At 29.9% G+C, this 17,077-nt stretch carries 11 protein-coding genes; all 11 read right to left on the bottom strand.

The features are described 5' to 3' along the window. Nucleotides 1-87: 87 nt before the first annotated feature. The 11 genes from I6E17_RS03895 to kduD all read right to left on the bottom strand — a co-directional run bounded on the left by I6E17_RS03895 (nt 88) and on the right by kduD (nt 17,059). Nucleotides 88-663: an LUD domain-containing protein gene (locus tag I6E17_RS03895; RefSeq protein ID WP_176829232.1), complete on the bottom strand. Its 576-nt coding sequence runs from the start codon at nt 661-663 to the stop codon at nt 88-90. Between the two features lie 13 nt (nt 664-676). After that, nucleotides 677-1,315: a lactate utilization protein gene (locus tag I6E17_RS03890; RefSeq protein ID WP_235235723.1), complete on the bottom strand. Its 639-nt coding sequence runs from the start codon at nt 1,313-1,315 to the stop codon at nt 677-679. A gap of 28 nt (nt 1,316-1,343) precedes the next feature. Beyond that, a complete protein-coding gene (locus tag I6E17_RS03885; RefSeq protein ID WP_176829234.1) occupies nt 1,344-2,774 on the bottom strand; it encodes an MFS transporter in 1,431 nt (476 codons plus the stop codon). Nucleotides 2,775-2,805: 31 nt separating this feature from the next. After that, nucleotides 2,806-3,996: a glycoside hydrolase family 88 protein gene (locus I6E17_RS03880; protein ID WP_235235721.1), complete on the bottom strand. Its 1,191-nt coding sequence runs from the start codon at nt 3,994-3,996 to the stop codon at nt 2,806-2,808. A gap of 19 nt (nt 3,997-4,015) precedes the next feature. Next, the gene (locus I6E17_RS03875) at nt 4,016-5,425 is read right to left on the bottom strand and encodes a sulfatase (RefSeq protein ID WP_235235719.1); all 1,410 of its coding nucleotides are present in this window, start codon (nt 5,423-5,425) and stop codon (nt 4,016-4,018) included. A 247-nt stretch (nt 5,426-5,672) separates the two neighbouring features. Next, nucleotides 5,673-8,084 carry a polysaccharide lyase 8 family protein gene (locus tag I6E17_RS03870; protein ID WP_235235718.1) on the bottom strand — a complete coding sequence of 804 codons (2,412 nt, stop codon included), beginning with the start codon at nt 8,082-8,084 and terminating at the stop codon, nt 5,673-5,675. Between the two features lie 26 nt (nt 8,085-8,110). Beyond that, on the bottom strand, nt 8,111-12,070 hold the full coding sequence (locus I6E17_RS03865; protein ID WP_235235717.1) for an autotransporter outer membrane beta-barrel domain-containing protein: 3,960 nt from the start codon (nt 12,068-12,070) through the stop codon (nt 8,111-8,113). A 293-nt stretch (nt 12,071-12,363) separates the two neighbouring features. Next, complete coding sequence (locus tag I6E17_RS03860) at nt 12,364-13,326, bottom strand: OmpG porin family protein (protein ID WP_176829239.1); 963 nt, start codon at nt 13,324-13,326, stop codon at nt 12,364-12,366. 274 nt (nt 13,327-13,600) lie between these two features. Next, nucleotides 13,601-15,172, bottom strand: a complete 1,572-nt coding sequence (locus I6E17_RS03855) for an extracellular solute-binding protein (RefSeq protein ID WP_176829240.1) — start codon at nt 15,170-15,172, stop codon at nt 13,601-13,603. 217 nt (nt 15,173-15,389) lie between these two features. Further along, a complete protein-coding gene (kduI, locus tag I6E17_RS03850; protein ID WP_235235716.1) occupies nt 15,390-16,226 on the bottom strand; it encodes a 5-dehydro-4-deoxy-D-glucuronate isomerase in 837 nt (278 codons plus the stop codon). A 59-nt stretch (nt 16,227-16,285) separates the two neighbouring features. Beyond that, nucleotides 16,286-17,059, bottom strand: coding sequence for a 2-dehydro-3-deoxy-D-gluconate 5-dehydrogenase KduD (kduD, locus tag I6E17_RS03845; protein ID WP_235235845.1), 774 nt, complete (start codon nt 17,057-17,059; stop codon nt 16,286-16,288). Nucleotides 17,060-17,077: the final 18 nt, after the last annotated feature.

Raw genomic sequence — 17,077 nt, 5'->3', positions numbered from 1 at the left:
TTTTAAAAAGTTCCTACAATTTTAAAAAAAGCAAAAAACAGTTTTTCAGTATAAATTAAAATATTTCATACTGAAAAACTGAATTTATTAAAGCCCTGTATTTTCAACAGACATTACAACAGATATTCTCTTTTCAAATTTTTTCCCATTTTCAATTATCCCTATGCTGAAACCTTCATTTATGTTATTAAGTCTTCTAGCTCTCAGCTGATAATATTTTTCATTTTCTTTTATCTTATCAAATCCTGTATTTACATCTTTTATTATTTTATTTTCAGAAACAAGAACAATAAGATTTTCAGCTCCAAATAAAGCAGAACTTGTATTATAGTCTCCCACTATAAGAATCTGCCCATTTTCAGTTATATATTCTCCCTCTATAATAGCTGTATGAGCAGTAAGAGATTCTCTCTTTATTTTTTCACTTTCTCCCTTAAATCTGTCGTAAAAATTATATTCTCTCAATCTATTTATAAATTCTTTATCCATCAGTTCCCATGAATCCCCAAGAGCTGTTGTTTTTTCTTTGTCTAAAAGAGATAATATTTTTTCCTGTGCATCTTTCACAGAAAAAACTCTGTGTATTAAATATCCTTTATCTAAAAGAACACTGCTTAATCTATCCAGATTTTTCTCTTTATACCATCTTAAATTTGATTCCATATCTATTTATCACCTAGTATCCTAAATTATCATTAATAAATATGACATATGTTTTTCCAAATGGTCTGTTTCCACTATTTACTGCTGAAACAAAATTACACATTCTCATACCTGTTGTACAATCTTCACATTTACCGCTGTAATTGCACGGTGTTTTATGATTAAGCCTTTTTGAATTAAGAGGACCTGCATAATAAAGTCTTTCATATCCTTCGTGAATATCTTTTACAATTTTATTAATCCCTGTTATTACTATAACATTCTTTGGTCCGTATGCCATACCTGCAACACGGTTTCCTCCTGAGTCAATCTGCATAAGGAAGCCGTCTTCAGTAACAGCATTTGTTCCTGTTACTAAAAAATCACTTAAAAGCGATTCTCTCATGACTTTGACAGTGGCTTCCCATGTAGGTTGACTGAATCTTTCAAAAAACTTATATTTTTCTGTTCTGAATTTAGGTAAAAGCTCTGTCATATTTAATGTGACAGAGCCTCCCATACTTACAGAACTTCCTTCAGGAATAAGTTTAAGTGTTTTTTCTTCAGCTTCAAGAGGAGTATTTACAACTTCCACTTCAAATCCGTTTTCTTTTAAACTTTTTATTGTTTTTTCTAATTTATCTTTCATAAATAAAGATTTTATTTCTTCCATAACTTCCTCCGGAAATCTGCCAGATTTATTATTTAGTTTCTGCTGCTTCTTTAGCTTCTCTTCTTAATCTTAAAGTTTCAGCATTAGCGTCAACTCTTTTCTTAGAAAGAGGATATACAAACATAAACATTATAACAACAAGAGTGAAAAGTGTTGCAGGTGCAACTGTTGCAAGTCTATATATTCCATCTAATACTTCTTGAGTTTGTTCTTTTACTCCAGCTTGGAATCCTATAATTGCAAGAGCATATCCTACTAAACTACTTCCTAATGCTTGTCCTACTTTTCTTGAGAAAGAATAGATAGCATAAAGTGTTCCATCTTCTCTTTTTCCTGTTTTTATTTCAGCATCATCAATAACATCTATAATTGCTCCCCAAATTACATATCCGAAGAATGTTACTCCTGAAAATCCTATAGAAGCTATTCCAACATATACCCAAGGATTTTTTACATGTAAGAAACTTAGAATAGCAAATATAACTGCTGCAAATCCTACTGCTAAACTGATTGCTTCTCTTTTTCCAAGTTTTTTAACAATTAAAGTTACAACTGTTGCCATGCTAAGAGCTATTCCAAGTTTTATTGCATTATATGTTGAAAGAGCTGCTGGCATTTTAAAGTAATAAGCATATAAATAAGCATTTACTCCTCCAGTTAAAAGGTTACCGAATATAAGACATACAGTACCTCCTAAAATACCTATCATAGCACGGTTACTAAATATCATTTTCACTGATTTAAAGAATGAAATTCCTTCTCCTTTTGGTAAAGGTGGAACTTTAATACGCTCTGTTGTACAAGTATAACAAATATAGTAACAAATTATTGCTATTATTGAAATTCCTCCAGCCATAACTGGGAAGATATTTCCGTTATTTCTTATTAGAACTTGAGTAGCTCCATTATTTATTACACGCTCATAAATGATGATTGGTCCAAAGAATCCTATCATGAATTCACCTACATAAGCTCCTATAGCTCTGAATGTAATAAGTGATTGTCTTTCATCAGGTTTATCTGTAATAGCTGATGCCATTGCTCCATATGGAATATTTACTCCTGTGAAACAGATACTTCCATATAGAAGGTAAGTTATATACATATAAACTATTTTAAATGCCATAGGCTGATCTTTTAAAGCTGATTGATACATTAAAAAACTTGCTATAGCAACAGGAAGTGCCATTATTCTTATCCATTTTTTGAATTTTCCGTCTTTTCCCTGAGGAGTAACATCAATAATTCTTCCCATTGTAACATCTGTAAAAGCATCTATAAGTCTTGCTACAAGGAACATTGTTCCTACAACAGTTGGTTTCATTCCCCAAACTTGAGTATAAAAAACCATTAAGAACTGGCTTACAAATACCAGCATAATATCATTTCCAAAGTCTCCAAATAAATATCCAATTTTATCTCTCATACCAAAAGGTCTGATTGCTTTAGTCTGTTCCATTCTTTACTATTCTCCTCTATTATTTTTTATTCTACCAATATTTTTTCCATTCTGGTTTCATTATTCTTACAAGAGCTTCCATATAGAAGTAATCTCCCCATATACAACATTCATCTACGCCTGAACCGTTAGGTTTACTGTATACTGCTTGTGTAAGAAGTCCATTTGAATATTCTATATTTTTAGTTGTATATTTTGTAATAAGTGATTTCATTATAGAATTTACTGCATTTTCATATATCTTCTTATCTGGATCTGAATCAGGAAGGTATTTTATCATTTCAAGCATTCCACATACTGCTATTGCTGCTGCTGATGTATCTCTTTCTTCTCCTGAATTTTCATCAAACATAAGATCCCAATAACAGATATCATCTGATGGAAGATGATTTAAGAAATAATTTGTTACTCTCTTAAATAATTCTACAAATTTTTCATCTTTTAAATAGCTGTAAGCTAGTGGGAATCCATAAACTCCCCATGCTTGTCCTCTTGCCCATGCAGAGTCATCTCCTGCTCCTTGAGCTGTAACACCTTTAACAGGATTTCCTGTTTCCGGATCAAAATAGAAAGTATGATGTGTAGAGCTGTCTTCTCTTACTACTACTTTTGCTGCTGTATTTATATGTTTTGTTGCTATTTCTCTATATTTTGAATCTCCTGTAACTTCACTTGCCCAGAAAAGAAGAGGTACATTTAAGTTACAATCTATTATTAATCTATATGCTGTAGGATCATTTAAGTCTCCCCATGCTTGAATAAATTCACCTTTTTCTTTATATCTTCCAAGAAGATGATTTGCTGCTTTAAGCCCTGCTTGTTTTGCTCTTTCATTTCCAGTAATTTTATATCCTGCAACTACTGAAGGAGTATATAAAAATCCAAGGTCATGGTGATTTACTGCAACTTTATTTGTAATTCTTTCATCATAGCTTTTAATTTGGAAGAATGCTGTTTTTCTATATCTTTCTTCTCCTGTTATTTCATATGCAAGCCATAACATTCCTGTCCAGAATCCACTTGTCCAATCATCCCATTCTCCTCCATTTAGTATCCCTGGATAAACATAGTTTGTACTGCAAGGTCTTGGGAATGTGTTGATAAAAGTTTTTGTATTTCCATCTATTTTTTTCAGTGCTTCATGAAGAGCTCCGAAAAGCATTTCTTTTGGAAGTTCTGTTTCTTTTGAAAATTTCTCTCTTACTTCTTTAGTTAACTCCATTTTACCCTCCTAAAATTTATTAAAACTCAAACTTATCTTTGTACTTTTCTGCCCATTCTCTTAATTTTCCTTCAAGAAATTCTGCTATTTCATTTTCTTTACAATCTTTAAGTCTTAAAGGATTCATTTGATATGGATCTTTTATGTTGTCATATAGAAGTCTTTCTGTTCCATGTGACATAGTGTATCCTTTGTTTACTACATAAGTATGTTGCTTTGTTCTTATTGCTCTCCATCCATAAGCAACATTTTCTTTTCCATGTTCTTCAAATTCTTTTATTGCTCTCATTTGTCCAGGATATCCTGACATTATTGCAAAATTTTCTATATTATCTCCATGAAGAACCACTTCTTTTAAATCAATTCCTTCTACAGTTTCAGGAACTGGAAGATTCATAAGAGAAAGAATTGTAGGCATAATATCAACACCATTAAGAACATTGTCTGTTCTTCCTTTTATAAATCTGTCTCCATATTTTATTAAGAATGGAACTCCTGTTGATTCTTCAAACCAAACATGTTTACTCCATAATCTATGTGCACATAACATTTCTCCATGATCGGCTGTAAGAACTATTATAGTGTCATTATATATTCCATTATCTTTTAAGTTTTGCAGAAGTCTTCCAAAATTTTCATCTATTCCTGTTACAGCTGCAAAATATTTTCTCATTATTTCCTGATACTCATCATCTGTAAAGTTAAGTCTTGGATTTACTGCTCCTGTATGATCTGTTACCTCTGTAAGAAGTACATTAGGATTTACTTTAAATTTCTTTCCTGCATACATATTCACATATTTTTGAGGAACTAAGTCTAAAGGAGTATGAGGAGGATTCCAAGATACTACTAAAGAAAATGGTTCATCTTTATTTTCATTTATAAATTCAATAGCCTTATCTGTCTCATGTTCAACTGACCATTGATCTATATTTATCATTTTTTCATCATTATGCCAGTAATGAGGTTTTAAATGTTGATCATAAGTTCCATATGAATACCAAAAATCTACTCCATGTCTTCTTTTTCCAGGAGGAGTAAATGCATCCCAGTCTCTTGCTCCTGATACAGGTGCTTCACAGAAGTTCACTTCTGGACTATCTAAATGCCATTTTCCAATATATCCTGTTTTATATCCTGCTTCTTTTAAAACATCCATTAAAGTTATATCTGTTTCTCTTAGTGCTACTTCTTTTAATCCTGGTTTACAGTTAGTCCATACTCCATTTGTAACAGGATATGTTCCTGTGAACATTGTTGCTCTGTTTGGAGAACATAAAGGACAAGCACTCATAGCATTGTCAAAACTTAAAGACTCTTGTGAAAACTTATCTATGTTTGGTGTAATAACTTCGTCTTTTTCCATAAATCCCATAGCATCTCTACGCCATTGATCAGCAAAAACAAACAATAAATTTGGTTTTTTCATTTCCCACTCCTGCTTTCTTAAAAAAATTTTATTTTCATTTACATTCTGAGTATAGCGGTATATAAAAAAAATGTAAATCTTCACTATTCATATGGAATATTGCATATATTTTTCAGGCGGAATGAATTATTTATAAACACAAATACTGATTTTTCACAGCTTACAGCCAATTTTATATATAAAAAAACTAAAAAACCCACAGAAATATCTGTGGGTTTTGAAATAATTATTTCAATTTTTATTCTTATTATAGTTTTTTAAGTCTTATATGTTCTGAAGCTCCATTATTTCTTAAATCAATTTCTATTTTTGTTTTATCTTTTTCTGATTTTACTGTTATATTTTCAGATGAGCTATCTTCTAATTTATATTTTCCATCAATTTCAAAAATTGATTTATAATTTGAAAGTTGTGTAGGATCACTTACCCAAATATCTACAAAATTATTACTATCTTTCATTAAAAGAGATAATGTTGAATAAGATTTTATTCCTTGTTCTTTCATAGGAGTATCTTGCCAGAAGTTCATTCCAACTATTCCTGTTTTTCTATCTTTTATAATATGAGCCTTTTCATCTAATCTTATTATTTCAAATCTTGATGTATCATATTTATTAACTTCATCTTGTGAGTACATAGGTAGTATTATATAAGCAAATCCTGTTTTTCTTGGGTTTTTTCCATGATTAATATAGGCTGTAAAATAATCTTTTACTATCTCATCTTTTTTGGTTCCACCTATTTCAAGCCAGTTTCCTTTTCTTGTTTCTTTTTTTACTGTAAGCTGAGGAGCATATACTATTTTGTATCCTATATTTTCCCCTTTATAGTTTTCACTAAAGTTTAATGAAATATTTTCAGGATTTTCAATAACTGTTTCCTCTTTTATCTCTTTTCCATTTAAAATTATTTTACCATTTTTTATAATTCTATTATCAATAGTAGTGTGAAGTTCTCCATCATTGCTTCTTATATTTGAAGCAGCAACAAACATAGCTCCATCATCTGTCATAAAATATGATTTTTTCATTCTTGTTGCCTTATTCCATGAAATCATATCCATTCCAACAAATGATTCCTGACCATTTCCACTTCCTCCTACCCAAGCTTTTCCAGAAGTTTGAACTCTTCTTTCTCCAGATTTATCTCCTCTTTTATTTTGGCTATTTGTTACACCTGGAAGGTGAAGTCTGTCAACTGTAGGCCAAAACTCTGTAAAAGTTTCAGAATCATTTCCATAAATATATGTCATTCCATCCCCAATATACCAACCTTTTACATTTTCATTATTCATTGTCTCATAATTAGCAATTCTTGAAGAGTGCATTGAAAGAACGACTTTTCCACCTTTATCATTTACTGTAACTGCCCTGTCCATAGCTCCATAAATTTTATTTCCTTCAACTTTTAAAGTTTTTACATTTTTATCATTTACTATTTCTGTTATTATTGCTTTTGCAATCTTATTATTTATTTTTTCTGCAGTATTATAAGAATTATTTTCTTTGGCTACTGTTTTTATTAAAGATTTAATTTCATCTTTATATTCTTCTCCAGCTCCTACAGCAAGAAGAGAAAGTGAAGTAAGAAGATCTTTTCCTCTTGAAAGATCACTTGAATTATCTCTTGATGTTGCTCTTCCACTTACAGAATCATTTACTCCTCCGTTTATAAATAAATATTTATATCCATTTATAATAGATTCATAAACATTATCTATTCTTTCATCTTTTACTTCAAACTGAGTTCCATCTGCAAGCCATAAAACTGAACCTAACCCATCAAAAAGAACTGAGGCATAAGTACCATTATATGCAACATTTCCATGTTGAATAAATGAACCATCTCTATAAAATCCATCTCCCTCTGTTACATATTCACCTACATCTGCTACTGCTGTTGCTCCATCAATAACTTGAACTTTATCTTCCATTAATACTCCTCTTAAGAAAGAGATTATAGAAGTATCTATTCTATTTCCTCCTGTTGAAACTCTTTTATCAGGAGATGTTGAGTAAGATGCTGATGGGCTTACTCCTGAATATTGTGCATAAGGCTGAAAGTATTGAGAAGCTTTTAAATATTTCATTCTTTTTTCATAAGGAACATCATCATATAAAAGAATTAAAATATCATTTAAATGTTTTGGTATTCCAAGTTCCCATTGCCACCAGTTTCCTGTTTCAGGAAGTCCCTCATGATAAGCATTATCATAAAGCCAATCTAACATATTTATTAAATCTTCTTTTACTTTTGGTTGCTTATAGTATTTTGTATTTGGTGTTACATAAGCTTTTGCTATATTTTTAACCTCATCGTAAGTTCTCATAATGTGAACCCCGTTTGACATATCTTCATAACCTTCAAATACATATGTTTTATTTATATCTCTGTTTATTTTTGCATAAGATTTATCAGCTGCTTTATCATTAGATTCACATATTTCTTTAAATTCCTGTTCACTCATTTTTGAAATATCAGTTTTTTTAGGAATGCCTGATAAATAATATGCCCATTTTTCTCTTATTCTTTTATAATCTTCCTTTTCAGATTGATTTATTTCAATCTTTTTATTTTTATTAACACCAGCTTCTTTTTCTGCAGAGAAAGAAGTAATCGCCAATGTAAGCATCATAAATATTAATATTGTTTTTTTCATTTTTCTTTATCTCCCCTTTCCTCTGATTAAAAACTGTAGCTGAATCCAATATTAGGTCTGAATGAATAACTTCTTGTAATATCTCCATTTTTTGCTTTATTTTTAATATTTAAGAATGTTCCTCCAACATTCATAGTAAGCCCTGGAGTTACAGGATGATAGTAGTTAAATCCGTATCTTACTTCATAAGCTTCTCCACTGCTCTTATTTCCTTTTTTATCATCATACCATTGTCCGTTTCCTAAAGGAATTCTTGTATCAAATTTAAAACTTCCTCCGTTTCCAAAATAATAAATTACAGTAGGTCTGATTTGTCCAAGTTGATATCTTCCTGAAGTATTGTAGTCATAAAAATATTCTTTTTTCTTAGAATTCCATGATACTTTTCTATTTGAATTATCATACCATCTATCATCTCTAAAATAAATTAAGCTTAGTCTCCATTTAGGCATAAATCCTGTATAAACTATTCCATATTCATTTTCCATTAAGAAATCCATTTGAGAATCTCTATCCCCTGCATAGTTATATTCAAATATTCCTGTTGTTTTTCCTGTAAATGTAAATCCATTTCCAAGTTCATAAGTAAAGTTTGGAGTAAGTCTTAATTGGTGAACTTTTCTCTCTGTTCTTCTGTAATATGTTTGATTAAAGTTCTGTGGTTTATCTGACTCTTCATGTCTATACCCTATGTTTATTCCATATTTTCCTTTTGAATATGTATCTGTCCATCTTACTTCTCCATGAATTCTTGAAGCATGCATTTTAGCTTCATTTGACTTCATCCCTTGAAGCATTTTATTATTTTGATAATATCCCTCAAAATAATATCCCAGATTTGATTTCTTATCATTTAAACTTAAAGTAAATTTTGGTTTATAAATTGTAGAAGTTGCATAATCTCCACCATTTAACTTTCCACCACCATAATAAGTTCTGTCTGTGTCATCAAGAGTTTCCATCATTAACGATAAAGTTCCTCCCCATCTGTCTGACATAGGCTTATTATTTTCAATTCCATAGAATATTGGTCCAAAGATACCGTTGTCTCCCATTGTATCCATTTTATACTCAAAACCTGCACTTATCATATCTGCATTATACTCATCAGAAAACTTTGAAGTATATTTCGTATTAACAGCTAAATCTTCTGTTAAATTTAAAGCTCCAAATAAGCTATATGAAAATATATTTTCTCTTTCTGTTGTTCCCACTTTGTATTCATCTGTAATACCCTTCATATGTAATCTTTTTCCATCTTTAATATTTCCAACTTCTGTTTCCCAGTTTAAATCTGCTCCAATTCTATATTTTTTATCAAATATATACCCTGTATTTTGAACCATAAATCCCGCACTTGGAACTATTGAATAATATGATTTATCATTAGCAGCTCCATTTTTTCTCACTGCTAATTCTTTTGCTCCATCAAATTTCTTATCCTCATCTTCTGTTATCATTCCCTGCATGATTCTGTTTACATCAATTCCTGCATAAAAATGTGCTTTGTTATATAAATCATCTTTTAATGTATAAACAAGTGATGATCCCATTCCGACTGTATATGTAGGGTAATTTGCTTTAAAAACTTCTTCAGAAAGATTTCCTATTTTTACATTTCTTGTAACTCTATTATGAGTATATACAAAATTAGCATTTGAATTTAAAGACCATTTATCATTAAACTCATGATTATAGTATCCTCCAAAATATGCTGTATCAACATCAATATTTCCATTATCCTCTGCATCTGCTTTTCCACTTGAACCTCCATAAACAAGTCCAAGTTTTCCATTTGAAAGTATTTGTTTTTCAGAAATTCCAATTACTCCCTTTTCATTATATTTAACATCCATAAGACCTCCAAATCTATGGTTGTTATCTATATAACTTATGTCCTGTATCCAAGAACTTACAGGTCTTTTTATTAAATAATCTCTCGTAAGAGCTCTTTCTCTCATTGTATTTGAAAGTGTTCTTGAATTTACTGCTGCAATATCAACTGTATATCCATGAAGACCTCCTGAAAGCTGAGCCATTCCTTTATCAAATTCTTTTTGAGACAAGAATTGAAGTTCATTTGTATATAAGCTCAATTTTCCTTCATCAAGAAACTGTGCAAATTTATCTACTTGAGATTTTGAGGCTTCTCCAAATGTTTTTTTAGTAGCATACCAATTACCTTTTTTATCTTTTGAATAAGTCCAAATTGCTGTACTACTTGATCCTAAATAATCTAACTTATCATTAGTTATTTTTCCATCTGTAGCATCATTTAAAATAGTTGAAATATCAAATTTATTCTCTTTATTAGATTTAAAAGCAAATTTAACATTTTCAAGAATTATATCTTTATTGTTATCTACATTTATCATAGTTCCCAAAATATTTTCTGACGGATTTTCTACTTTTTTATTTTTTAAATCAATAATTAAATTTGAATTTTTTAATAAAAGATTTCCAGTTTCATCATTCTTTTTATTACTTTCATTATTTTTCTTATCAATATCATCTAATTTATTTTTTGATTCTGTTAAATAATCATTTGTACCTTTATTATATTCTAAAGCTATTGTTGAATTTGAAATAGAAACATCTCCTTCTCTTGTAGTTATAGCCTCATACTTTCCTACATTAAGCCCTTCATGATTTCCTTTTCCAAGAGTAAGAACATCAACACCTTCAGCTCCTAAAATTTTTCCTGTTATTTCACTTCCATCTTTTAAATATACAGTATTGTTTCCTGAAGCAGACACAATAGTATTTCCAATACCAGCATTAATTTTACCGCTGTTTATAAATACTCCGTTTGTAAGTTGAACTCCTGTACCTGTTCCATCTGTTGTTATAGTTTTTTCATTTATTGCAAATGTATCTTTTAATATATTTATTCCAATACTATTTTGAATAACTTTTACTGTCCCTTTATTTATAGCTTTTCCACTATTTCCTGTCTGTATTCCAATACCTTTATTTTGAGCATAAACATTTCCATTTTCATTATTAGTGAAAGTTCCTTTTGATAAAACTCCAATACCGTCTCTTTCTGCTACTATAGTTCCTTCATTTTCTACAGTTGCACCTGCTTTATTTATATTTATACCTTTTGCTTGATACGCAGAAGGACCGCCTACTCTTGTCCCTATTACATAAATTGTTCCTTCATTTTTGAAATTTGCGTTATTATTTAATACTACTCCACTAACTTCTCCTACAACTTCACTTTTATTATTTTTTAAAAGTTTATCTCCAGCTGTTACATTTATTATTCCTCTGTTAACAACTCCTTCTCCATCTTTGTTATTTACTTCTCCATCATCAATTTTAATTCCAACAGAAGCTGTTCCTTTTTCTATTTTTCCATTTTTATCATATTCTAAAGCAATTCCAAAGACATTTATCATACTATTTTCATTATTATAAAAATCTGAAGTTTGATTTTTTATATTTATTCCTATTCCACCATTTTTTACATCTATTATTCCGTTATTTTCTGCTTTTGCTCCACTATTTACAATGATTCCTATAGAATTTTTATTAGATACAGTTAACTTATTTTCATTTATAAATTTAGATGTTTTATCACCATTAGCTGCAATTCCTGTTCCACTATTAATAATTACTTCCCCTTTATTAACAGCTGTTCCTTTTTGCTTTATTTCAATTCCTATTCCTTTTTCTATTATTATTTTACCTTCTTCTGCATTAACAAAAATATTTTCACCTTTTTTATCTTTATCATAATACAAAACTATCCCTTTTGCTTTTTCACCATTTACTGTTATATTTAGTTTATTAGTTACTTTTGTTTTGTCATTTTCTTCTATTCCTTGATTAAGCTGATGCCCATTTCCTGAAAGAACAGGAAAATTTTTTGTTATATATTGTTCTTCTAGTTTTGCTTCATAAATTTCAGTTCCATATCCTGTTGTACTGATTAATACTGTCATCACTGCCAGTAAAAGTAATCTTTTTTCCTTTCCCATTTCGCCTCCATTTTAATTTTTAGCTTTTTTTTAATACTTTTAATTACTTTTTTAACTTTTCATTTCATTTTAATACAAATCATAGTATCATTATTTTTTCTTGAAATAAATAGTTATGATTCTATCAACATTTTTCCATTTTATTTTTTTACACTATTTTTTTATGCTTTATTTTTTTATTTTTTCTTATTTTAAAATAATTTTTGAAATAAAAAAACAAGAGAAGCATGGGTACACTTCTCCTGTTTTTTAACTCTATTTATAAATTTTTCAAAGAAAGGCTTATTTATTGACTAGAATTTATATACTAAACGCCCTGTATAGTAATACCAGTCTCTTTTCTTTACATTACCTTCATAAGTTTTTTCTCTTATTTCAGGTTCAACAGCAAAACCTACATTTACTGTAAAGCTTTCATCTATTTTATGTATAAAATCAAAACCATATCTGTTTCTTTTTACTTCTATTTTTCCTTTTTTATCATCTCTTGTAACCTGATCTCCAAGTATCTGAATTCTTCCATAAAGTTCAAGAGTATCTTTTTCATTTAATTTTAGAGCAAGTCTTGGTCTTATTTGCTGATGTCTCATTTTATCTCCATCATACTTACTTCTATGCTCTTTTTCCCATCCTTCTTCCCAATAGTCTGCCATAAAATACATACCTGGACTAAATCTATATGTAAATCCTACTCCTGTAATTTCATAACCTGTACTATTTCTTTGAATTTTTGATTTTTCAGGATTACGGTCATAAAATATATCTTTCATAAAATATACTTCTCCATGAAAATCAAGTTTATCTGTAATTTGATAAACAAATTTTGGAGCTATTCTATAGGAATTTACTTTAAAATCTGTTTTTCCTTTAGCTGTTTCTTGATACTGCCATCTGTCTCTTACTGTCACTCCAAGAGTTAATTTATCTGTAAATTTTCTTGAATACTGAATTCCAGGATATACTCTGTACATCTGCTTAGAATTTACCTCATCAAAAAGATAATCAGTTCCCCATTCAGCTTCACGAATTTCATATATAAATGTCCAGTTTGAATAGTCCTTATGTTTTAATATTCCATTTACTTTTTTTATCCATAACTGAGGTGGTGCATCTTCCTCTCCATAACTATGTGTATCTTCAACCTCAACCCTTGGAATAATACGCCCTGTCCATTTTGATTCCTTTTTAACATCTTCAGCATATAATAAAGAACAGAAAGCAAATAATGCTGCAAACACAAATATAATCTTTTTCATAATCTCTCCCCTAAGTAATATCAGACTTAAAATTTTATATCTGATATTTTGTTTCCCCATTTCATAGGGCTATTCTACATAATTTTTATTTAAAAATAAATCGTTATTATTCTATATTCTGTTTTCTATTATTTTCTATGTAATATAAGTATTTTTTAAAATTTATATTCTTTTTTCCACTTTATATATTCTATTTTCTGTAATAAAAAAAGAAGTAGAATTAAAATTATAAATTCTGCTTCTTTTTATATATTTTCTATTTTATATTATAAAATTATTTTTCCATAAATCTTTTATATGCCTGTCTCTGAATTTCCTCTGCTCTTTTAAGACCTACACTTCTTAAACGCCTCATATAATTTTTCCAGTCTTTATCAACATCAGATACTCCAAGTATCCATTTTTGTGTCATTTCTTCTGCTATTGAATAAAGTTGACTATCTATTTTAGAAAGTTCTGCTGTTTCTTCTTTTGTATATTTTAATATTGGCATATGAGATTTTACCACACCTGATTTTATATAAAGATCCATTGCAGAAACAGCTTCAGGATCTGCCCATTGTCTTTCATTTTCTCCATCCTGAAACATTCCTAGTCTGTATTGTGCTCCTTCTCCTCTTAATACCATAAGTGGAATAATTCCATCAGGATTTTTTAAGACTTTATCTGTAAACTTTGGTTTTCCATTTTCCATAACATATGTATCTCCTTCAACTCCAAAGTTCCACAGTCTTCTTCCTTCTTCAGTATACCAGAAATCAAAATATTTAATTATTTCAACTGGATTTTTAGCTGCTTTTGTTATTGACCATCCTCCAAGATAATTTTCCCTTGCAAATGATGTAGTTCTTTTTCCTTTATACTCAACAGGAAGAATTACTGAAAAATCAAATCCTGGAATAGCATTTCCAAGTCTGCTATTGTAGTTTCCTGTACTTGAAAACCAATCACATGTAAATCCTCCAAGATTATTATTTAAAATATAATCTCTTGAAGAAACATCTCTTGTAAATACTTCTGAATCAATAAGACCTTCTCTATACCATTTTGCAAGTTCTCTTATTGCATCTTTATATTCAGGTTCTGCTGGTCCAAAAACAGGGCCTTTTTCATCTTTGCTATACCAGCTGTATTCTGCCTTAAAAATATCTGCAAGAGATGAAATTATTTTTTTTGATGTATTTCCTCTTAAAAAAAGAGGTATTTCATCTTTAACTCCATTTCCATTAGGATCTTTTTCTCTGAAAGCTTTAAGGACAACATATAGTTCTTCCAATGTTTTAGGATCTTTAAGTCCCAATCTTTTTAACCAGTCTTTTCTTATATAATAACCTTGTGATGTACTTATGCTATCATAATCATTATAGTTTGGAATCATATATATATGACCATCAGCTGCAACTGCATCTTTTTTGTAACCTGGATTTTCTTCCCAGAACTTTTTTATATTTGGTGCATATTTATTAACAAGTTCTTCAAGGGGAATAACTTTTCCTTCTGCTCCTAATTTTTCTAGTTCTTCTGGAAGTTCATAAGCTATTATATCAGGAAGTTCTCCTGCTGCCATCATAAGATTGAATGCTAAAACTTCATCACTTTGATTTTTAGAAGCTATTCCTTTAAGTTTTATATTAGTCATTTCAAAAGCTTTATTAAAAACAGGAAGCTCTCCATTAAAAGCTTTTCCTAAATGAATTGCAAATATTGTAAATTCCTGAGGATTTTCACTTATGACTGTTCCTTCTGCCTTTTTTACAGATAATTTTTTACTATCACTTTCCTTGAAACTGCATCCTGCAAAACTGAAAAGAATAATAAATCCTGCAAGAAATTTTTTTAAATTCATTCCCTTCCTCCTAAAAAATTTATAAAAGCTGTTTTATTCTTTTAATAACTTTATTGCAATTTTTTTATATTATATTTTTAATAAAATTATAACATCAAATATATTTATTGCAAACAATTTTTTCATAAACAATTTAATAAATTTATTCTTAATACAAAAGAAAAAGAAGAGATATATAATCCCTTCCTTCTCATTATATAATAAGTTTAAAGCAGGCTTATCTTAAATCTTCCATAGCTACATGGTCCATATCTGTAAATGTTTGGTTTTCTCCAACCATTCCCCAGATAAATGTGTAGTTACTTGTTCCTACACCAGAGTGAATTGACCAAGATGGAGAGATTACTCCTTGTTCATTTCCAACGATTATGTGTCTTGTTTCTGTTGGTTCTCCCATTAAGTGGAATACTCTTGTTTCAGGTTGCATGTTGAAGTAGAAGTAAACTTCCATTCTTCTTTCATGAGTGTGGCAAGGCATTGTGTTCCACATATTGTTTGGCTCAAGAACTGTCATTCCCATAAGTAATTGACAAGATTTACATACTGCAGGGTGAACATATTGGAATATTGTTCTTTCGTTTGAGTTAGCAAGGCTTCCTAATTTAACAGGGTTTGCTTTTTCTATATCAATTTTTACGATTGGATATGTTGTATGTGCTGGAGCTGAGTTTACATAGAATTTAGCAGGGTTTTCTGCATCGTCAGATGAGAATGTTAATTCTTTAGAACCCATTCCTACATAAAGTCCGTCTCTTGAATTCATTTTGTATTCAACACCGTCAACAACTATTTTTCCAGGTCCTCCGATATTGATTACTCCAAGTTCTCTTCTTTCTAAGAAAAATTCAGAACCTAATTCTTTGCTTCCTTCAAGTTTAACTTCTTTAGTTACAGGCATGATTCCTCCTGCAATTATTCTGTCAACATGAGAATAAGTTAAGTTTGCATCATCTGCAACAAATATAGTTTCTATAAAGTAATGTTTTCTTAATTCTTCAGTTGTATAATGTTTTGAATCTTCTGGGTGATTTGCATATCTTACATCTAATTTCATTTATTAATTTCCTCCTAAAATAATTTAAACTTTTTATTTAATCTTTGTGACAGCTGTTATTATCTAACTAGCCATCCACCGTCAACTGCTAAAATATGTCCATTTACATAATCTGATGCTTTACTTGCTAAGAATACGATTGCTCCCATTAAATCAAATGGATCTGCCCATCTTTCAGCTGGTATTCTTGATAAAATTTCTGCATTTCTTTTTTCATCTGCTCTTATTGGAGCTGTGTTAGCTGTTTTAATATATCCTGGAGCTATTGCATTTGTTTGAATGTTTAATGGAGCTAATTCATTTGCAAATGCTTTAGTTATACCTGCAACACCGTGTTTACTTGCTGTGTATGGAGGTACAAATTTTCCACCTTGGAATGCTAACATTGAAGCAACATTAATTATTTTTCCTCCACCTTGTTTAGCCATTATTTTAGCTACATCTTGGCTTAAGTAGTAAACTGAGTTTAAGTTAATGTTTATAACTGCTTCCCAGTCAGAATCTTTATATTCAAGAAGAGGAGCTCTTCTTATAGTTCCAGCATTATTTACTAATATATCTATTTTTCCGTATACTTTTACACATTCTTCAACACAAGCTGTTACCTGAGCTCTGTCAGTTAAATCAGCTTGGAAGAAGTGAATTTTTCTTCCTTCTTTTTCTACTAATTCTCTTGTTTCGTCCCATGCTGTATCGTAAGTTACAACAAACATATCTGCTCCTGCTTTAGCAAGTGCTACAACATATGCTTGTCCTAATCCTGTGTTTCCACCTGTTACTATTGCTACCTTTCCTTTTAATGAAAAGAAATCCATTGAAAATTTGTCTAACATTTCATTCATTCCATTTCC

The organism is Fusobacterium perfoetens (assembly GCF_021531595.1).
Taxonomy (GTDB): Bacteria; Fusobacteriota; Fusobacteriia; order Fusobacteriales; family Fusobacteriaceae; genus Fusobacterium_B.
Note: the sequence above shows the minus strand (reverse complement) of the source record. Positions and strands in the feature narration are given on the sequence as shown.